The 20,286-nt window shown below is 64.6% G+C and carries 17 protein-coding genes; 5 read left to right on the forward strand and 12 right to left on the reverse strand.

Features of this window, described 5'->3' with window-relative positions:
- Positions 1-7: 7 nt before the first annotated feature.
- Positions 8-721, forward strand: coding sequence for a transcriptional regulator NanR (locus tag LB547_RS11710; RefSeq protein ID WP_140514647.1), 714 nt, complete (start codon positions 8-10; stop codon positions 719-721).
- 2 nt (positions 722-723) lie between these two features.
- Here LB547_RS11710 and LB547_RS11715 read toward each other — a convergent pair whose 3' ends face one another.
- From LB547_RS11715 to LB547_RS11760, 10 genes are all read right to left on the reverse strand, one after another.
- Positions 724-2,562, reverse strand: a complete 1,839-nt coding sequence (locus LB547_RS11715; protein ID WP_140649024.1) for a hypothetical protein — start codon at positions 2,560-2,562, stop codon at positions 724-726.
- Positions 2,559-3,593, reverse strand: coding sequence for a Gfo/Idh/MocA family protein (locus LB547_RS11720; RefSeq protein WP_140580673.1), 1,035 nt, complete (start codon positions 3,591-3,593; stop codon positions 2,559-2,561). Before LB547_RS11720 ends, LB547_RS11715 begins: the two co-directional genes overlap by 4 nt.
- A gap of 2 nt (positions 3,594-3,595) precedes the next feature.
- On the reverse strand, positions 3,596-4,660 hold the full coding sequence (locus LB547_RS11725; protein ID WP_140762507.1) for an ABC transporter permease: 1,065 nt from the start codon (positions 4,658-4,660) through the stop codon (positions 3,596-3,598).
- Positions 4,660-6,207, reverse strand: coding sequence for a sugar ABC transporter ATP-binding protein (locus LB547_RS11730; RefSeq protein ID WP_140514652.1), 1,548 nt, complete (start codon positions 6,205-6,207; stop codon positions 4,660-4,662). The genes LB547_RS11725 and LB547_RS11730 overlap by 1 nt, the downstream gene beginning before the upstream one ends.
- The gene (locus tag LB547_RS11735; protein WP_140497807.1) at positions 6,204-6,848 is read right to left on the reverse strand and encodes a DUF2291 family protein; all 645 of its coding nucleotides are present in this window, start codon (positions 6,846-6,848) and stop codon (positions 6,204-6,206) included. The genes LB547_RS11730 and LB547_RS11735 overlap by 4 nt, the downstream gene beginning before the upstream one ends.
- Positions 6,849-6,924: 76 nt before the next feature.
- The gene (locus LB547_RS11740; protein ID WP_140497809.1) at positions 6,925-7,866 is read right to left on the reverse strand and encodes a D-ribose ABC transporter substrate-binding protein; all 942 of its coding nucleotides are present in this window, start codon (positions 7,864-7,866) and stop codon (positions 6,925-6,927) included.
- Between the two features lie 274 nt (positions 7,867-8,140).
- A complete protein-coding gene (locus tag LB547_RS11745; RefSeq protein ID WP_140497811.1) occupies positions 8,141-8,968 on the reverse strand; it encodes a phosphogluconate dehydrogenase C-terminal domain-containing protein in 828 nt (275 codons plus the stop codon).
- A gap of 104 nt (positions 8,969-9,072) precedes the next feature.
- The gene (locus LB547_RS11750) at positions 9,073-10,122 is read right to left on the reverse strand and encodes an ABC transporter permease (protein WP_140629130.1); all 1,050 of its coding nucleotides are present in this window, start codon (positions 10,120-10,122) and stop codon (positions 9,073-9,075) included.
- Complete coding sequence (locus LB547_RS11755; protein WP_140762505.1) at positions 10,119-12,599, reverse strand: ATP-binding cassette domain-containing protein; 2,481 nt, start codon at positions 12,597-12,599, stop codon at positions 10,119-10,121. The genes LB547_RS11750 and LB547_RS11755 overlap by 4 nt, the downstream gene beginning before the upstream one ends.
- Before the next feature lie 74 nt (positions 12,600-12,673).
- Positions 12,674-13,696, reverse strand: coding sequence for an ABC transporter substrate-binding protein (locus LB547_RS11760; protein WP_140520883.1), 1,023 nt, complete (start codon positions 13,694-13,696; stop codon positions 12,674-12,676).
- 358 nt (positions 13,697-14,054) lie between these two features.
- On the opposite strand from LB547_RS11760, the gene nanR reads away from it, so the two are divergent.
- From nanR to LB547_RS11780, 4 genes are all read left to right on the forward strand, one after another.
- Positions 14,055-14,768: a transcriptional regulator NanR gene (gene nanR / locus LB547_RS11765; protein ID WP_140497819.1), complete on the forward strand. Its 714-nt coding sequence runs from the start codon at positions 14,055-14,057 to the stop codon at positions 14,766-14,768.
- A gap of 105 nt (positions 14,769-14,873) precedes the next feature.
- Positions 14,874-16,136: a ribulose-bisphosphate carboxylase large subunit family protein gene (locus tag LB547_RS11770; RefSeq protein ID WP_181175420.1), complete on the forward strand. Its 1,263-nt coding sequence runs from the start codon at positions 14,874-14,876 to the stop codon at positions 16,134-16,136.
- Between the two features lie 45 nt (positions 16,137-16,181).
- Complete coding sequence (locus tag LB547_RS11775; protein WP_140655663.1) at positions 16,182-17,027, forward strand: phosphogluconate dehydrogenase C-terminal domain-containing protein; 846 nt, start codon at positions 16,182-16,184, stop codon at positions 17,025-17,027.
- Positions 17,028-17,084: 57 nt separating this feature from the next.
- On the forward strand, positions 17,085-17,885 hold the full coding sequence (locus LB547_RS11780; protein WP_140762503.1) for a sugar phosphate isomerase/epimerase family protein: 801 nt from the start codon (positions 17,085-17,087) through the stop codon (positions 17,883-17,885).
- A gap of 37 nt (positions 17,886-17,922) precedes the next feature.
- Here the strand turns inward: LB547_RS11780 and mtnA are convergent, their stop codons facing one another.
- Both mtnA and mtnK read right to left on the reverse strand, forming a co-directional pair.
- Positions 17,923-19,017 carry an S-methyl-5-thioribose-1-phosphate isomerase gene (gene mtnA, locus LB547_RS11785; RefSeq protein ID WP_140672577.1) on the reverse strand — a complete coding sequence of 365 codons (1,095 nt, stop codon included), beginning with the start codon at positions 19,015-19,017 and terminating at the stop codon, positions 17,923-17,925.
- Entirely contained in the window at positions 19,014-20,285 is a 1,272-nt protein-coding gene (gene mtnK, locus LB547_RS11790) for an S-methyl-5-thioribose kinase (RefSeq protein ID WP_140672578.1), read from the reverse strand. The genes mtnA and mtnK overlap by 4 nt, the downstream gene beginning before the upstream one ends.
- Position 20,286 lies beyond the last annotated feature (1 nt).

Raw genomic sequence — 20,286 nt, forward strand, 5'->3', positions numbered from 1 at the left:
CGTCACGATGAACCGTTCGGAGCCGATCGTCCGGCGCAAACTTTCCGACGAAGTCTTTGCAAGGCTGAAGCGGCTGATCACCAGCGGCGAGCTGCAGCCGGGCGACGACATGCCGTCCGAACGCGAGTTGATGGAGCGCTTCGAGGTCGGCCGGCCGGCGATCCGCGAGGCCATGCAGGCGCTGAGCAATATGGGACTGGTCGCCATCTCGCATGGCGAGCGCGCCAAGGTGCTGCAACTAACCGCCAAATCGATCATCAAGCAGGTCGACGGCGCGGCCAAGATCATCCTGTCTTCATCGAGGGACACGCTGGAGCACCTGAAGACGGCGCGCATCTTCTTCGAGCGCGGCATGGTCAGGGAAGCCGCGGAAAAGGCGACCGCCGAGGATGTGCAGCGGCTCAGGGCAACGGTGGCCGAGCAGCGCGCCGCGCGCGGTGATTCCGAAGCCTTCATCTCCGCCGACATGAAGTTCCACACCCAGATATCGGCGATATCGGGCAATCCGATCTATGTCGCAGTCAGCGAAGCCACGCTCGGCTGGCTGAAGGAATACCACACCGAGATGCTGATCTGGACCGGCAAGGAACAATACACGCTTACCGAGCATGAGGAGATCATCGACCGCATTGAGCACCGTGATGCCGACGGCGCCGAAAAGGCGATGATCAAGCATCTCGAACGCTCGCGTGCGCTCTATGTGATGAATTCCGATAAGTAGCTCTAGCCAACCCGGACAATGGCGTAGGGCGACATCGTAAGATGGCCCTGACCCAGTGCCGAAACATCAACCGGGACGTCGTTCGCCGTCAGGTTCGCCAGCCAGACGGCAATGTCGCCCGAGGCGGCGCGACCGGCCAGCGCCGCAACACGCGTCTCGTCGCTTGTTTTCGCGGCAACATGCGCGAGCCCAGCCAGTTCGCAAAGCCCTTGGACGGCCCGGAAAATCGGCCGCGGCGATCCCTCGGCGACAGGTTCGCCGGATGCGGCCAGCACGCCGAATGGTCCGGTGATGCTGGACAGTGTCAGCATCTCCAGCCCGGCCGGCGCGACGCGCGCGGCATAGCCAATGGTCCAGGCGGCGGCAAACTGCGCGGCATGGCGGGGATCACGGTTCGCCATGGCAATGCGTTGGCCGGCAAAATTGTCCTTGGTCGCACCGCCATAGGGGTTCTGTCGCATGGCAATGGTCGACGGGCCGATCCGGTAAGGCTTGTCGCCGAAGATCGCCCGGGTCGACCGGGTGATGAAGGGCAGCGCCTCCAGCGATTGCATGACGCTGAGATCGTCGGCGGCGTGAACGATCGGACAGGTGCAGTGCGTGACGAAATCGAGTTGGTCGGCGGGCACGCGCTTACGGTTGAGCTCGGTGAAATAGCTGAACATGCCGCCGCCGAGGCGGATCCCGGGAAAGGCGCGCCGCGCCGCGGCATAGATTTCTTCCAGCGGCGGGCATGCCGGCCAGGCGCTGCCCGGCGGCGTCGACTGGCGGTCGACCGAAGGCGAGACGGCAACCGCATCGAGCCGCAGGCCGACCCGGCGCACCATATCGGCGACATCGGAGAATTCGGCATCGAGGTCGCCCGTGCAGGCCACCACGCATTCGAGCGTGGTCGAGGCGGGATGCGCCGCGGCGAGCCGGGCATGGGCGCGCAGCGCGTCCAGGCCGTGGCCGCGCGTCGGATCGAAGTGGAACAGGAGTTGCTGCGGACCGAGCCTTGCGAGCATCGGCAGTTCGGCCAGCGTTGCCTCTACGTCCTCGGGATAGACGATCACGCCGACATCGGGCAGCCTCGGCCCGGTCTCGCCGAGTTCGATGCGGACCGGTTCGGCACTCGCGGTCGCGGCGGGCATCCCGGCGCCGCCGGTGAGGCGCAGGCTCACCGTCTGGCGCAGCGGTTCGCCGGCCGGCAGCACATAGGGCCACGGCAAGGCCAGCGGCCGCACATAGGTCTTGTAGGAGGCGTCCGACCAGTTGCGCTGGTCCTCCATTTCGAAAGTATCGCCTTCCATCCTGCATTCGGCGCTGACGCCGGGACGCACTGCATGGGTGATGGCACGCAGGTCCTTGAAGGGCTGCCATGGGTCGATCAGATCAGGCAGTTCCGTGTCCACCACCCTGCCATCGGTGTGCTCCACCGTCACCGGGCTGCCGGCGAGGCCGGCGATCGGATGCAGGATGCAGAAGCCGCAGCGGTTGGTCTCGAAATCGCTCTCCGGCAGCGTTGTCACATCGAAGACCAGCCTGCCGTCGGCGGAGCCTTCGATCGTCGCGTGGAAGCGCAGGCTGCTGCCGCCCGGGCCGGTGCAATTCGCCTCATAGCTTACCGAGAAACGGTCGACCTTCTGGTCGATGGTCAGGTCCGTCAGCTCCGGCTCATAAGTGCCCCAGTCGCGGTCGCGTACGATATAGGCGATGGCGCGCAGCACTTCGGTGCCGGCATGCCGGATTGTGCGCAGATTGCCATTGACCAGCTCGGCACTCAGCGCGCCCGCCTGCAGCAGGATCGGTGCCGCTTCGGCCGCCCGTGTGCCGTAAAGATCGAACACGTCGGCCGTCATTGCAGCAAGGCTTCGATCTGCACCGGTTCGCGGCTCGCAGCACCCGCATAGGCGGCCTCGACCAGGGCGAATGTCTTCAGATTGTCGGCGCCCGAGGTCGCCGGCTCCTTGCCGCCGACAAGGCAGTCGACCCAGTGCCGCTGGATGGCCAGCACGCTTTCCTGGATGTTGTGCCATGGCCGCGAGGCCCAGGGCAGGAGCGGCGGCGAGACATCGCTCACTCTGGTTCCGCTCTTGCCGGTGACGGTCAGCCGGTAGCCCTGCGCCAGCCGGATCGTGCCGTCGACGCCGTCGAGCTCGATAAGTGTTTCCGGGAACGGCTCGGTGGCAAGCTTGGTCGCATAGCTGCAATCGACAACCGACGTGGCGCCGCCGGCATGATCCATGAGCATCGTCGCCACATCCTCGCCGGCGATCGCGGGGTTGATGCGTGTGGTCCGCGCGGTCAGGCTCGTGACGTCGCCGAGCAGGAAGCGGGCGATGTCGAGGATGTGGATGCCGAGGTCCTCGATGATGAAGCGTTTTCCGGTCGCCAGATAGGGCTGGCCGGAAAACACGTCATAGCCGGAGCGGAAGGAGATGCGGCCGAAGAACGGCGTGCCGATCTCGCCCTTGTCGAGCAGGGCGCGCACCGCCTGGATCGGCGACTGCCAGCGGAAGTTCTCATGCACCATAAGCGGCACGCCGGCCTTGGCACAGGCCGCGACCATCGCCTTGGCATCGCCAAGCGTCGGCGCGAACGGCTTCTGGCAGATGACGGGAACACCATGCGCGGCCGCCATCTCGACCAGCGGTCGATGGCTGCCGACAGTGGTGGCGATGTCGACGAAGTCGAGCGTCTCGGCGGTGAAAAGTTCCGCCGCATCGGTGTAGCGCCGCGCCACGCCGAACTGGTCGCCGACGATCCGCAACCGCTCCGGATCGCGGTCGCAGATGGCGACGATCGAGGCGCCCTCTATGTCGCGCCAGGCATGCATCTGGTTGACGGCGAAGAAGCCGCAACCGATCAGCGCTCCACGCAACTCCGCCATGCTCAGCCCGCCTTTGCCATCTGCATCAGGGTAACGCGCTGCTGCAGCCGGCGCTGCGCCTGGTCGACGACGACGGCGACGATGATCACGAGGCCCTTGATCACCATCTGCCAGAACGAGCTCACGCCCATCATCACCAGCCCGTCCGAAAGGATGCCGATGACGAAGGCGCCGACGATGGTGCCGCCGATCGTGCCGCGGCCGCCCGACATCGAAGTGCCGCCAAGCACCGCCGCGGCGATGGCGTTGAGCTCAAAGCTCTCGCCCGTCGCCGGATGCGAGGCCATCAGCTCCGACGAGATGATCAGCCCGACGATTGCCGCGCAGAAGCCGGAGAACATGTAGACGAACATCTTGACCATGTTGACGCGCACGCCCGAGATGCGCGCGGCGCGCTCATTGCCGCCGACGGCGAAGATGTGGCGGCCAAGCGGCGTGTAGTGGGCGAGATAGGCCGCCCCCAGCGCCACCACGATCAGGATCCAGATCGAGACCGGCAGGCCGAGCAGCCGGCCGGCACCCAGGAAGCCGAAGCCGGTGGTGCCGAGTTCCGGCTTGCCGACGAGATTGGGGAAAGTGCGGCCGTCGGAGGAAAGCAGCGCGAAGCCGCGCGCCACATAGAGCACGCCGAGCGTGGCGATGAAGGGCGCGACGTTGAGCCTGGTGATCAGCAGCCCGTTGACGGCGCCGATCAGCATGCCGACCGCGAGCGTGATCAAGGCGATCTCGACGACATTGAAATAGATGGTGTAGCCGATCTGCAGGTCGATGCCGTTGAGCACGAGGTAGCCGGCCACCATGCCGCACAGGCCGACGATCGAGCCAACCGAAAGGTCGATGCCGCCGGTGATGATGACGAAGGTCATGCCCATGGCGAGAAAGGCATTGAGCGCCACGTGCTTGGCCATCAGGATCAGATTGGCGGCCGACAGGAAGTTCGGCGCCGCGATCGAGAAGAACACCAGCACGGCGATCAGCGCAATGAAGGTTCTGAGCTTCATCAGCGTCAGCAGCGCCGAGCCGCTGGAGGCGGAGGAAGCGGCAGCCTTGGCCGGAATGTCAGTCATCAGCGTTGCTCCCCATGTGCGGCCGGTCCGTGGCCCAGCGCCGACGCGGCGACGATCGCCGCCTCCGTCGCTTCGGCGCGGTCGAACATGCCGGTCAATCTGCCATTGCTCATCACCGCGATGCGGTCGGACAGCGCCATCACCTCGTCGAGGTCCGAGGTGGCGAACAGGATGCCCAGCCCGTCGCGCGAAAGCTTGCGCATGGTGCGGAAGACATCGGCCTTGGCGCCGACATCGATGCCGCGGCTGGGCTCGTCCATCAGAAGCACTTTCGGTCCGGTGAGCAGCGCCTTGCCGATCACCACCTTCTGTTGGTTGCCGCCCGACAGCGACGAGACCTCCTGCGCCGGGTCGGCGACCTTGATTGCGAGTTCCCGCACCATCTGCATCACGGCCTGCCGCTCGGCGCCGCCTCGGATATGGAACAGGCGCACGAAGCGCGACAGGCTCGCCATCGTCAGGTTGCTGGCGACCGAGAGGATCGACACCAGGCCCTCGCGCTGGCGGTCCTCTGGGATCAAGGCCAGCCCTCGCTGGATGCGGCGCGTCGTGTCGCGCTCCTTCACCTGCTTTCCGGCGATGAAGATCCTGCCGCTGGCATGGCCGTGACGGCCCATGATGCAGTCGAACAGCTCGCTGCGCCCCGCACCCATCAGCCCGTATATGCCGAGAATCTCGCCGGCGCGCAGCGACAGCGAGACGTGGTCGACCGCCAGCCCGCCGGTGACGCGTGGCAGGCAGATCTCCTCGGCGCGGAAGATTTCCGCGCCCGGCACATGGCCGTCGGCCTTGGCGAAGTCCTTGGCGTCCGAGCCGATCATCTGCCGCACGATCCACTGCGTATCGACGTTTTTCATCTGCTCCTGGCCGGTGATGCGGCCGTCGCGCAGCACGGTGATGTAGTCGCCGATGCGGATCAGTTCCTCCAGCCGGTGGGAGATGTAGACGATGGCGACGCCGCGCGCCTTGAGGTCGGCGATCACCTTGAACAGGATCTCGACTTCGGCGGCGCTCAGCGCCGAGGTCGGCTCGTCCATGATGAGGATCTTGGCGTCGAGCGAAACCGCCTTGGCGATCTCGACCAGTTGCTGCTGGCCGATGCGCAGATCCTCGACCAGCATGTCGGGCCGGATGCCGGCTTCCAGCCGCTCCAGGAATTCACCGGCCCGGCGCTCCTGTTCCTTGCGGTCGATCTTGCGGAAGCGGTTGGTGATCTCGCGCGTGGCGAAGATATTCTCGGCGACCGAAAGGTTGCCGAACAGGTTCAGCTCCTGGAACACCATGCCGATGCCGCGGTCGACCGCATCTCCCGACGACGAGAAAGAGACCTCTTCGCCTTCGAGCAGGATGCGCCCTACGGTCGGCTGCTCGACGCCGGCGATGATCTTCATCAGCGTCGACTTGCCGGCGCCGTTTTCCCCGACCAGCACGTTGACCGCGCCCTTGCGCACTTCGAAATTCGCCTGCTTGACCGCGACCGTGCCGGCATAGACTTTCGAGACATCCTCCAGCTTGAGGATGACGTCATGGCCATTGGCCTGGCTCATGGCTTCGGCCCGATCTCGGCCTCCGCCGGCGTCACCAGCGGCAGGTCCTGGCCGCCTTCGATCGTATAGGCGCCGAGCACCTTGGCGGTGCGGCCTTCCAGCGCCTCGCGCGGCAGCTTGGAGAGCACCGTCTTGGCCGCATGGGCGTTGAAAGCTTTGCCGAACTGGGCGAAGTCGATCTGGTTGGTGAAGTCGTTGAACTGGACGAAGTCGAGGCTGTCGCGCAGTGCCGTGCCGCGCATCGCCGGCCCGATCTGGACGCGCGCGTCCGCCTTGCCGTCACCCTCGACGTCGACGTCGATGGTGGCCGCGCGCGACTGCGTATTGGCGGCGACGATCTTGCCTTCGACGCGGACCGCGAAAGTCCATGGCGAATTCGCCTGCTTCTTCGGATTGCCGTATTTGGCGCCGGCCGCGGCCGGATCGGTCTTCGCCAGCGCATGGACCTCGGCGAACGGTCCAGCCTTCTGCTGCAGATAGGGAATGACTTTCGCCGCCCAGATGTCCTCGACCATCTTGTCGGAGTTGAAGGCGGAGGCATTGCCGTCGCCTTGCGCCGATGGCGTCGGAAGGATCTTGCAGGCGCTGAGCGCGATGCCGGCGGTCAGGGCAAGGATCGGCCAACTCGGCTTTTTCTGCATGGCGGTCGAGGCATCCTGGTGAAAAGGAGCGAGGGACGAACCTCGGTTCGCCCCCCGCTGTTCGCGTTGCGCCGGCTCAGTTCTTGAGCGCGAAGGTTTCCAGCTTGGCGGCATTGTCGCCATTGATGAGCACGCAGTCCATCAGCTGCTTTTCCTTCTCGGGCGACTTCTTGTTCTTGATGAAGTCGTTGGCCTGTTCGACCGCCATCTGCGCCTGGGCATAGGCCGGCTGCAGCACCGTCGCCTTGATGCCGCCCGAGGTGATGGAATCGCGCACGTCGTTCGATCCGTCGAAGCCAACGACGATGACGTCCTTGCGGCCGGCCGCGGCAAGCGCCGCATAGGCGCCCATCGCCATCGTGTCGTTGCCGGAGATGACGCCCTTGATGTCAGGATTGGCCTGCAGGATCGATTCCATCTTGGAATAGGCCTCGGTCTGGCTCCAATTGGCCGACTGCTGCGCGACCATCTTCAGGTCCGGATAGTCGTCGATGACGTCGTGATAGCCCTTGGAACGGATGCCGGCATTGGTGTCGGATTCCTTGCCGACCAGCTCCACGAAATTACCCTTCTCGCCCATCAGCTTGACGAATTCCTGCGCGCCGAGCTGGGCGCCCTGGTAGTTGTTGGAGACGATCTGAGCCACCGCGACGCCGGTGGCGTTGATCTCGCGGTCGATAAGGAAGGAGGGGACGCCGGCGTCCTTGGCCTTCTGCACGGCGGCGACGGTGGCGTCGGCACCGGCATTATCGAGGATGATCGCCTTCGCGCCTCGGCCGATCGCGGTGTCGATCAGCTCGGACTGCTTGTTGGCGTCGTCGTCATGGACCAGCACCAGCGCCTCGTAGCCCAATTCCTTGGCCTTGGCTTCGGCGCCGACGGCTTCCGCCTTGAAGAACGGATTGTCGTGCGATGGGGTGATGATGGCGATGAGATCCGCCGCGTAGGCGGGCATCGCCGTGCCGAGTGCCAGCACGCCTGCGAAGGCAGCAAGCGTCATTCTGCGTGTCAGTTTCATGAAGTCCTCCCGTTGAAACCCAGGCCTCGATCGTTTCGAGGCCTCTATCTACTATTGAATTCGTCAGGCAGGGCCGGCAGTGCGCCGCCCGGATTTCAGAGCCGATCGCCGGCTGTCATCCGAACTGCTCCTCGCTCCGCTCCCGCCGTCTCACTCGCATCAACTTCAAACTTCCAACGAAGCATGACCGATCCGAGTCCGGGAACAGCTAAAGCTAACTGGTATAATGAGTCAACCACTAATTCAGGTGATCTGTATCTAAGCGGCGGCCCGCTCAGGTAATCCGCTGGATGCTGGCTGCGATCTCTTCCGGTTCGAAGACCCGCTTCCAGTCGTCGCGCATCAGCACCGGCTTGCCGAATTCGATGGCCTTGTTGCAGGCGTCGGAGAACACGCCTTTGGTTTCGCCGAAGATTACGGCGCCGAGCACATTCATGTGGCCGAGCAGGAAATCGAGGGCCGCCTGCTGGTCGACGCCGCGCGCCACGACCTCGTCGACAGCTTCCTTCATGACCACCAGCAGCGAGGCGCACACGGTCTCAGAAAGGCCGGGCTCGAGCAGCGCCATCTGCTCGACGGAAACGCGGTGCGAGCGCATCACCGGCGCCCAGATGATCTTGGCGATGGCCTCGCCCTTGGCGTAGTCCGCTTCCGGTCCCTGCATCAGTGCGCTGACCATGTGCTGCTTGGCCTTGACGCCGCCGAAATAATCCTTCTTGGCCGCCATGTCGGTTTCGTCATTGAAGATCGGCGGATGGCAGGGGTGGGTGACGAAGTAGGTCAGGTCGGGACGATCAGGCAAATGGCCGGCAAACGGCGCCGCGGCATCGAGAACGATCACCATCGTGCCCGGCGCAAGCTTGCTTTCGATGCTTGCCGCGACCTTGCCGATATGGGTGTCCGGAACCGCCAGGATCACCACCTCGGCGCCTTCCAGCGCCTCGTCGGCACTGACCGTATCGAAGCCCAGCCCGGTCTTCAGCCGCTCGCGCCCGGCGTCGCTGACCTCGACATGGCGGATCGTATAGGGCGAGCCGCGGAAATTGGTCGATAGGCGGTAACCCATTTTGCCGCCGGCACCGAACAGCGCGATCGTCGTCATCTAGCCTTGCTCCTAAACATTGAACGATGGTTTCGCCAATCGTCACCTTATTTACTGGTATGATCACTCTACCATCTTGGCAAGAGAAATCATTCTCTGCTTTGTCACTGCGGCCTGATTGCCGCAGCGCCCGCCTCGGGTTTCGCCGTGCCGTCGCCGGCAGCGCTTTCGAGGGCGGCGGGGTCGACGGCGGCGCGCCGCGACAGCACCTGCCGGCCGGCCAGCGCCAGAACGAAAATGACGACGATGCCCTGGACGATGTCCTGCGCGCCGGGCGGCAGGCCGATGATCTGCATGGTCGTGACGATGAGGATCAAAAGGATGCTGGCGAACAGCGTGCCGAGCGCCGTCGCGGAGCCGCCGAAGATCAGCGTCCCGCCCAGCACCACCGCGGCGATGGATTGCAGGAGATAGGGCTGGCCCATTTCAAGAAAGGCGCCGCCGATATAGGCGCCCAGCAGCAGCCCGTTGAGCGAGGCCAGCACCGAGGAGATGATGAAGGCCGAGGCGATGACCCGGTTGTTGCGGATCGCTGCCAGCCGCGCCGCCGCGCGGTTCTGGCCGACTGCCGAGAGCAGTTGCCCGTAAACGGTATAGCGTAGCACGAACGACGTTGCGGCGACGCCCAGGATGGCGATGACTGCCATGATCGGCACGCCCGCTACCCGGCCCGTCGCCAGCGTCTTCAACAGCGGACTGACGGCGAAGCCCGATATCGCGCGGTTCGACAGCAGCGTTGCGGTCGCCAGCACATAGCCCGTCGCCAGCGTGGCGATGATGGCCGGTATGTTCAGCCCGACGACGAGCAGCGCGTTGAGAGCGCCGACCGCAAGGCCGAGCAGGATCGCGGCGCCGACGCCGACGGCGAGGTTGGCGTCCTGGCCCTTGATGGTCAGCAGCGCCACGAAGGCGCTGAGCGTGATCACCGAGGCCACGGAAAGGTCGATATTGCCGCGCCCGGTGGTGACGACGAACATCTGGCCGATGCCGACGACCGTTAGGAACGAGGCCGACAGAACGATGCCCGACAGGCTGGAGAGGCTGAAGCGGTTGGTGACGATGGACAGCACCAGCCAGAGCAGCAGCACCCCGATCGCCGACCAGATCCAGCGGTTTTTCTGCGCCCAAGGGCTGAAGGCGGCAAACGCGTTCATTGTTCGCTCCTGCGGTCCGCGGTCAGGCTGCGCAAGGTCAGCAGCGCGATGAGGATCAGTCCCTGCGTCGCTGCGTTGAAGTCGCTGCTCACGCTCAGCGTGCCGAGCAGGGCGCCGATCAACGCCAGCGTGACCGCGCCGGCGACGGCGCCGACCGGCGAGATGACGCCGCCCAGCAGCGAACAGCCGCCCATCACCACGGCGGCGACGCTGAGCAGGGTGAACGAATTGCCGGAATTGATGTCGCTCGCCGTGTTGATCGCCGTCAGCGACAGGCCGGCGGCGGCGGCGAATAGCCCGGCGACGAGGTAGCGCACCAGCGCGTAGCGCGTCGGCGACCAGCCGGAACGGATCATCGCGGTCGGATTGTTGCCGAAACCGCGCAGCACCACGCCGAGCGGCAACCGGTCGATCACGAACACCACGACTGCCACCGCGGCGATGAGGATGATCGAGGTTGGCACAAAGCCGAGCGACCAGTTGAACATTGTCGACAGCCATTCGGGGCTGGCGCCGCCGGGCGTCGGCTGCAGCGCATAGCCTATCCCGACCCAGATGAAGGAGGCGCCCAGCGTGACGACGATGGCCGGGATCTTGCGCGCCTGGATCAGGCCGCCGAGCCCGGCATAGGCGACGATCGCCGCCGCCAGCGCCAGGGCGCCGAGCCACGGTTGGTCGTAGAGCAGCGTGGCGCTGAGCACGCTGACGAGCCCCGCGAACGCCCCGACGCCGAGGTCGATCTCGCTGCCGCCGACGATGAACATCTGCGCCGCGGTCACCAGTACCAGCGACAGCGCCGGCATGAGCAAGAGGTCGAGCCCGAAAATGGAGGCGACCGCCGGATTGGCCGAGATCATCACAGCCAGCACCGCGGCAAGACCAATGAAGGGGGCAGCGCTCACCAGCCTGCGGGCAAGCCCGGCGCCGGCAGCGCCGCTGCGTCTCGCACTGGCAGCTTTATCCGTCTGCTGGGCGAAGGATGCGCCAACGACGGCTGATTCCGTGATCGCTTCGCCGGCCAGTTCCTTGACGATGCAGCCGCCGGAAAATACCAGCACGCGGTCGCAGGCCAGGAGTTCGGCATCTTCGGTCGTGTGCCAGATGAGCGTGCGCCCGCCTCGCGCAATGTCGTTGCAGAGGCGGTAGAAGTCCTGCTTGGTGGCGATGTCGACGCCGCGCGTCGGGTCGTCGAGCAGGACGATCGGCGTGTCGGCGACGAGCGCCCGGGCGACGAGCGCCTTCTGCTGGTTGCCGCCGCTGAGCTCCAATATGTTGGATCCGAAGCGGGTTTCGTCGAGCCGCAGCCGGCCGGCGGCATCCGCCGCTGCCGCGCGGTTGGCGCGGTCCGAGACCAGGCCCAGCGCCGGGCGGCGTGCCAGGGCGCCGATGCTGATGTTCCCAAGCACGCTCCACAAGGGGAACACGCCTTCCTTCTGGCGGTCGCCCGCGATGAAACCGGCTTCACCGTTCCTGGCGACGGCCGCATCCGTTCCGGAATCGGGCTTGAAGATTGCGTGCAGCAACTCCTTCTGGCCGCTGCCTTCGAGGCCTGCCAATCCGATGATTTCACCGCGGCCGATCTCGATGTCGCGGCCGAGTTCGGCCGTCAGGAACCCGGACAATCGCACCAGCGCTTCGCGGCTGCCGGTGGTGGCGGTACCATGCTGGTGGATCGAGTTGGCGTCGCCCCCCATGAGCTGCACCAGCCTGCCGATCGACGTCTCGGCCACATCGCCGCGCCAGGCGGTGCGTCCATTGCGCAGCACGACCACCTGGGTGGCGATGTCGATGATTTCCTGAAGCTTGTGGCTGATGAAGATGAAGGCGAGGCCGGATTTGGCCCGCTCGCGGATGAAGGCCCGCAACTGTCTCGAGCGATCGAGATCGAGCGAGGAGGTCGGTTCGTCAAGAACGATCAGCTTGACACCGGGGGTCGCGGCGGCGCGCGCAATCTCGACCATTTGCCGTTCGGCGATGGAGAGGTGGCCGACTTCGGCATTCACATCGATGCCGTTTGCGGGGAAGACGGCGTCCAGCGCCGAGCGGGCGCGCGCCCTGTAGAGTGCCCGCCAGCCCGGCCGGTTGGCGGCATCCGCCGGAATTTCCAGGAAGAAGTTTTCGGCCACCGAGAGGTTGGCGCACAGCGACAATTCCTGGTGCACCATGCGGATGCCGCGGCGCTGTGCTTCCGCCGTGTCGTAGCCGGCGAAGCCGATATTCTGGCCGGCAAACGAAATCGAGCCCAGGGTCGGCCACATCGCCCCGCACAGGATGCGCATCAGCGTCGATTTGCCGGCGCCGTTGCCGCCGACCAGCCCGATGATCTCGCCGGTGGAGACGGCGAGGTCGATCTCTGCATTCGCCAGCGTCGGTCCGAAGCTCTTGGTGATCCCGGAAAGCGAAACAACGCTCTGCCGGGTCGGATCGGCGAGCACCGCGGCGGCTGCGCCTTCCGGGGCTACGGCGAGATGGGACATTCGTCCTCCGTTTCTTCACGGGCAGGGACCGGGCGCGGCCGTTCCGCGGCGCCCGGTCCCTCGCATTGCCAATCTTACTTGCTCAGCAGGTTCTGCTTGACCCAGTCGAGCGAATAGCTGGGGCTGATGATCTGGCCGCCCGGCAGCTTTGCATATTCCTTGAGGTTGCCGGCATCGACGGTAGCCACCGGCATGATCATCATCTTGGGTGCCTTGGCGCCCTTGAGCAGCGACAGGCCGAGCCAGAACGCGGCGCCGCCAATCCCGGGCGTGGTGTTCATCGAGACCGTCTGGTAGCCGTTCTTGGCGTTCTCCTCGGCCCACCACTTGACGAAGTCGGTGCCGCCGCCGCCTTCGATGATCGGCATCTTGCCGGCATAGTCGCCGCCATACTGGACGAATGCCTGGGCGATGCCGACATCGTCGCTGCCGCCTTGTGCGAGCACGGCGTCGACATGCGGCAGGGAGGGCAGCACGTTGGCAATGGCCGCCTGTGCGACCGACGCAGTCGCCTGGCCGTAGACCGTGGCGACAACCTTGATATCGGGATATTTGGCCAGCACCGACTGCTGCGCGTTGAACATGTCGTTGTCGGGCGCCGAGCCCTTGACGCCGCGCACCTGGATGACGTTGCCCTTGCCGCCGATCATCTTGAAGACGGCCTCGGCCTGGGCTGCCTTGTAGCCCTTGAAGTCGAAGTTGAGCTGGTAGTTGCAGGGCGCCGAGGCGACCGAATCGAACGAAACGACGATGATGCCGGCCTTGCAGGCTTTTTCGATGATCCCGTTGACTGCGGTTTCCGAGGCGGCATCGACGGCGAGCACGTCGACCTTCTTGAGGATCAGTTCGGCGATCTGGCTGTTCTGCTGCGCCACCGAGCCGTCGCCGTTCATGACGATGTAGTCGGCAATCTGACCGGCCGCCTTGGCTTCCTTGGCCGAGGCTTCGAAAGCCTCCACCATCTGGTGCCGCCAGGTGTTGCCGTAATAGGCGTTGGCGAGCGCGATCACCGGCGCATCCGGTGACGCCATTGCCGGCACAGCCGAGACGCTGACCAGCGCGGCGCCGGCAAGCGCCGCCACGGTTGAAAACTTCATGATATTTTCCTCCCAAAAAACACCGGCCGATACGTCGGCCTTCTGCCATTCCGTTACGACATCCTCCGAAAGACGCCATACCAGCTACATGTTATACCAGCATACCAAATAGGCAAGCGGGCACCGGAACCTCGATTGCCGAAACCTCCTTCGATTAAGGACGAGACGAACTCAGCCGTCGGCTTCGTTCTTTCCTTGGCCAAACGGAGCCGGCCTGCCCCGGCAACTGGCGACCGGTCCAAATCCAGCCGTAGACGGACGTTAGGTCATCATATATGTAATGTCAATCGATGGCGGGACCCTTGTCCGCCGACGCGACTCGGGATCGATTGTTCCGCGAACACCCAGGGAGGGACGGATGGAGCCGGTCCAGAAAAAGAAACTGTATGTGGAGGTGCTTGACCGGTTGATGGCGGCAATCTCGACATCCGAATTCCCGCCCGGCTCTCAATTGCCGTCGGAAAAGGAACTGATGACGATGATCGGCGTCGGCCGGCCCTCGATCCGGGAAGCGATGCTGTCGCTGCAGCAGATGGGACTTATCAGGATCTCGCACGGAGAACGTGCCCGCGTCATCAATCCGACGCCTGATGTCATCGTCGATCAGGTCTCAGCGGCGATGGTCATGATGCTGGCGACGAACTCTCGCGGGCTTGAAGAACTCAAGGAAGTCAGGCTCTTGCTGGAAACCGGCCTGGTTCGGATAGCCACGCGGCGCGCTACGGCCAAGAGTTTGGAACGCCTCGCGGAGACCTTGCGTCATTTGCGCGAGGCAAAGGGCGACCAAGCCCGGTTTGTAGCTGCCGACATGGAGTTCCACGCCGTCATTGCGGAGATGAGCGGCAATTCGATGATAGCGGCGGTGGCGAAGGGAATGCTCGAATGGCTGTCCCGTTTCAAGCGGGATCTGGTGGCGATGAAAGGCGCCGAGCGGCTGACGGTCGAGGAGCATGAGCGGATCTACAAGGCAATCGCCGGCGGCGATCCGGAAGGCGCGAGCGCGGCAATGGCCGACCACATTGGCCGCGCCAACGAGCTCTATTCGAAACTGGCCGGCGGCGGAGCCGGCTGAGCGGCCGCCGAAATTTTTTTGCCCGAGAAAACTCATATGATGACATGATTTCTTTTTGGTGCTAACGGTCACTCCGTGAACGTCATTCCAGTCGGGAAGCCTGCATTGTCCGGTCGCCTCCGCGCCACCTATCTGATCGAAACCCGCTACCCGCTGGAGGTTGCCGCGGCTGCGATGGCGGGCGAACAATCAAGCGGGACTTTCCGCGCCATACCCGGAGAAACGCCGGAGCTGCTGCGCAAGTTCGGAGCCCGCGTCGAATTCATCAGCGATGTTGCCGAGGTCGACAGTGAGGCGTTGCCGTTCTCGCGCTCGCCAAAAAATGCGACCGTGAGGCCGCGCCGGGCCAAGGTGGGCCTTTCCTGGAACATCGAGAATACGGGGCCAGTGCTGGCTTCGGTCTGGTCGACGGTTCTCGGCAATCTGTTCGAGCTGCATCATTTCTCGGCCATGCGTCTCCTCGACGTTACCTTTCCCGATGCCTTCGCGGATGCCTATCCAGGGCCGGCCTTCGCCGTCGAGGGAACGCGTCGCCTGACGGGCGTCGAAGGACGCCCGCTGATCGGTACCATCGTCAAGCCGAGCGTTGGTCTTACCCCGCAGGAGACCGCGACCCTGGCCGACACGCTGATTGCCGCGGGTCTTGATTTCATCAAGGACGACGAATTGATGGGAGACCCTCCGCATTCGCCGTTCGAACACCGGTACGAAGCGGTCATGGCGGTGATAGACGGGCACGCCGACAGGACCGGGCGCAAGGTCATGTATGCGGCCAACATTTCCGGTGACATCGACGCCATGCGTCGCCAGCTGGATCTGATCGAGCGCCGTGGCGGGACCTGCGCCATGCTGGTCCTGAATTCCGTCGGCCTGTCCGCCGTCATCGAGATCCGTCGCCACTCCGCCGTTGCGCTGCACGGCCATCGGGCCGGCTGGGGCCTCTTCAGCCGCTCTCCCGATCTCGGCATGAGCTATCTCGCCTATCAGAAATTCTGGCGTCTGGCGGGCATCGACCACATGCACGTCAACGGGCTGTCCAACAAGTTCTGCGAGCCGGACGAATCGGTGATGGCGTCGGCCCATGGCTGTCTCACCCCGATGTTCGAGCGGGCTGGCCGTCCCGATACGGTCATGCCGGTGTTTTCGTCTGGACAGACCGCTGTGCAGGCGGCCGAGACCTATACGAGGCTCGGCTCGGACGATTTCATCTATTGCTGCGGCGGCGGGATCATGGCGCATCCAGGCGGGCCGGCCGCCGGCGTTCGAAGCCTGCATGATGCTTTCGAAGCCGCGGCGGCAGGGGTTCCCGCACGCGACTACGCCGCCACGCATCCGGAGCTCGAAGCCGCGCTGCAAGCGTTCGGCTGAATCTGCGCCACCGGCGCGCCATCAAGGCAAATGGGAGAGAAGCAAATGACGACATCCGTGGCGGTGCTTGGAGCCGGAGGGAAGATGGGCTTCCGCGTGACACGCAAGTTGATCGAAGCGGGCTACGATGTCCGCGCCGTGGAGATCGGCGAGGCCGGCCGCAAGCGGCTGGGAGAGGCCGATATCGGCGCCGTCGCCATGGACGAGGGCATTCCCGGCGCCAAGGTGGTGGTAATGGCCCTGCCGGACAATATCATCGGCCAGGTGGCGCGGCAGATCTCGCCGATGCTTGCCGCGGGCACCATGATCCTCATTCTGGATGCGGCAGCGCCCTATGCCGGCGACTTGCCCGCGGATCGGCCGGATCTCACCTATTTCGTCGGCCATCCCTGCCATCCGCCACTGTTCGGCGAAGAGACGGAATGGGCCGCGCGTCGCGATTACCATGGCGGCATCGCCAGGCAATCGATCGTCTGTGCCCTGATGCAAGGTCCGGAAGAGCACTATGCGCTTGGCGAGGAAGTGTGCAGGGCCATGTGGTCGCCGATCATCGACAGCCATCGCGTCACGGTCGAACAATTGGCGATCCTGGAGCCGGGCCTGTCCGAAATGGTGGCCATGCCCTTCGTCGACACCATGGTCGAGGCTGTCGAGGAGTGCGAACGCAAATATGGCATTCCCAGGAAGGCCGCGATGGACTTCCTGATAGGCCATCTGAACGTCGAGATTGCCATGTGGTTCGGCTTCTCTCCGAAAGTGCCGTCCGATGCGGCGCTACGCCTGATGCGGTTCGCCAAGGGCGTCGTGGTCCGTGACGATTGGCGCGAAGCGCTGTCTCCTGCCAAGGTCAAGGAAGCCTCGGAATTGATCGTCTACGGCAAGGGAGCCTGAGCCCTGCCTTCGCCGCGCCGGACCTCGGTATCGACCGCGCTCTTCGATGGCTATCCCATGGAATTGGCCCTCGAGGAGATTGCGGCGGCCGGCGCCCTCCATGTCGAGCCGGCCTTCATCCGCGGCTATGTCGATTTCGACGAAGGCATGTTTGCGGCTGCGCACGCCGCGAAGTTGCGCCAGGCAGCGGAACATGCCGGGCTGGGGATCAATGCCGTGTCGGCTCATCTCGACCTGTCGGGGGCCGATGCCGTCGACGCCTTGTCCCGCCGCATCGGCTTTGCCGCCGGTCTTGGTGCGTCCTTCCTGATTACCAATGCCGGCCCGGCGAGAAACAGCGCGGCGATCCGCAAAACGATTGACGCCCTCCTGCCGAGGCTGGAGGAAGTCGGCATCGTGCTGGCGCTCGAGAATCCCGGACATGGCCAAGGCGATCTGCTCGGCAGTGCCCGGCTGGGGGCAAGCTTCATTCGGGACATCGGATCGCGACACGTGCGCCTGAACCACGACGCCGGAAATGTCTTTACCTACAGCAACGAGACGGTGCAGCCGGCGCAAGATATCGCTGATGCCATCGATGCCGTTGGGCATGCTCATCTGAAGGATGTCGTCAGCACCGGGGAGGGATGGACATTTTGCGCTATCGGCGACGGCTCGATCGGCTACGAACCGTACTGGGCAACGCTTCCCGCGACGCTGCCGGTCAGCATCGAACTGCCATTGCGGCTGCGGCGCCCGCAGCGCCGTGATCCCCAACGGCGGAGCGCGCCGGTGGATATCGCCACCATTCGGAGCGCGCTGCGGCGTTCACTGGATTTCGTCAATTCGCTGGAGATCGCAAAGAGCAGCACCTTCTGAACAGCGAAAGGTGGTTCCTTGCCTTTGCGAGAGCCGGCTATCCACGCTCCGGGAACATCGCCTTCAGCCCTTCACGCGAGGCCTTGGCGACGCCGCGTTCGGTGATCAGGCCGGTGACCAGCCGCGCCGGCGTCACGTCGAAGGCGGGGTTTGCCGCGGGCGTCGCTTCCGGCGAGACGCGCACCTGGGCGATCTCGCCGCTCGCGGTCTTGCCCCACACCAGCGAAACCTCGTCGCCGGAGCGTTCCTCGATCGGGATTTCGGCAAGTCCGTCGCCCACCGTCCAGTCGATGGTCGGCGAAGGCAGCGCAACGTAAAACGGCACGTCATTGTCTGCGGCGGCGAGTGCCTTCAAATAGGTGCCGATCTTGTTGCAGACGTCGCCGTCGGCCGTCGTGCGGTCGGTGCCGACGATGACCATGTCGATTGCGCCGCGCTGCATCAGATGGCCGCCGGCATTGTCGACGATCAGCGTATGCGGCACGCCGTGGCCGGCCATCTCCCAAGCCGTCAACTGGGCGCCCTGGTTGCGCGGCCGCGTCTCGTCGACATAGACATGGACCGGAATGCCGGCCTCCGTTGCCAGGTAGATCGGCGCGGTGGCCGTGCCGTAGTCGACGGTAGCCAGCCAGCCGGCGTTGCAATGGGTCAGGATGTTGACGGTTTCGCCCGGCTTTTTGCGCGCCGCGATGTCCTTGATGATGGCGAGACCGTTCTCGCCGATGGCGCGATTGAGCCCGACATCCTCGTTGGCGATCTCGCTGGCGCGACGATAGGCGGCTGCGGCGCGTTGTTCCGTCGGCAGCGGCCGCAGGAACCGCCGCATCTCATCCAGCGCCCAGCGCAGATTGATCGCCGTGGGACGCGTCTCGTGGAGCGTCTCCCAGACGGCATCGAGCGCGGCATCCGCCGGATCGTCCGCCATCTGCATGGCAACGCCATAGGCAGCGGTGACACCGATCAGCGGCGCGCCGCGCACCCACATGTCGCGGATGGCGGTGGCGATGCCATTAACGGTGTCGACCTTCACGATACGGAAGTTATGCGGCAGCCAGCGCTGGTCAATGATCTCCACCGAGCGCCCATCGTCGCTCAGCCAGATGGTGCGATAGTGGCGCTCGCCGACGTTCAAATGCGGTTCTCCTGTTCGATCAGCGCGGCCAGGTTGTTGACCTCGTCGATGCTGTGAATATGACGCCTATTGACGGCGATGTGGCGGCCGAACTTCAGCGCCCTCGCTTCACATGTGGCGCGCAGGTCTTCGTCGGCAATGGTTTCGAAATCGGCATTGTGGGCGAGGCCGAGGATGCGCCGGTGCACCTCGATGCCGGCAAAGCCGAGGAGGTCGTCCCAGATCTGGTGCAGCACATGGTCGAGCGCCTGCTCGGCGCCGAGCCTGTCGCCCTGATCCTCGAACAGGCTCTTTTGATAAAGCATCCCGTTGCGTTCCGTGCGCCACAGATGCGAGAATTCGGTGCGGAATACCGACCATGTCTGCGCTGTGACATCGAGCAGATAAGCGCGCATGGCGTCGCGCTTGCCGTTCTGCTCATGGCCTCGCTGCGAGAAGAAGGCCATCCAGAAATTGGCGAGCAGCATGCCGACGTCGAAGGCCATCGGCCCGTAGAAGGCGAACTCCGGGTCGATCATCCTGGTCTCTCTATCGGTGACCATGATCGAGCCGGAATGCAGGTCGCCATGCAGCAATGTCTCTGCATTGGCGGCGAACAGATGCTTCAGGCGCTGCGCTTCCACCTTGAGGTCGCGGTCGGCGCGCAACTCGGCGACCAGGGCGTCGAGCTGCGGCGAAGTGTGCCGGTTCATCTTGGCGTCGAAATAAGGATCGGAGAACACCAGATTCTCGGTGATGTCGCACAGCTCGACATTGTCCGCGAACAGCGCCAGGTCCGCCTTGCGATCCTTGGTCACCATCGAGAAGTCGGAGCCGCGGAACAGGGTGCGGGCCATGAACAGCCCGATATCCCTGGCAATGTTCGGCAATTGCCGGCCCTCGATCAGCGCCCGCCGCAAAATGATGTGCGGCGACAGATACTCCATGATGATCAGCGCCTGGGTCTCGTCGAAATGGTAGATGGCCGGCACCGAGCCCGGCGCGCGCGCCTCCTGCCGCGTGAGCGCGTGATATTCGAAGAAGGAACGCTTCAGCGGCAGCGGCCAGCTGTCGCCGACCAGCCGGACATAGGGCAGGGCCTGCTTGACGACCGCCGCGCCCTTGCCGCCCTCGACGATGAAGACGAGATTCAGATTGCCATCGCCGACCTCGCGCACCTTCCAGCGGCTGGTGTCCTCGCCGATGCGCTGGGTGAGCGCCTCGTTGCTGCCGAGCCGCGTGGCGAGCGTCTCCACCGACAGTGCTTCGAACGGCGTCTTCCCGGTCATC

This window comes from Mesorhizobium sp. B264B1B (assembly GCF_020165765.1).
GTDB lineage: Bacteria > Pseudomonadota > Alphaproteobacteria > Rhizobiales > Rhizobiaceae > Mesorhizobium.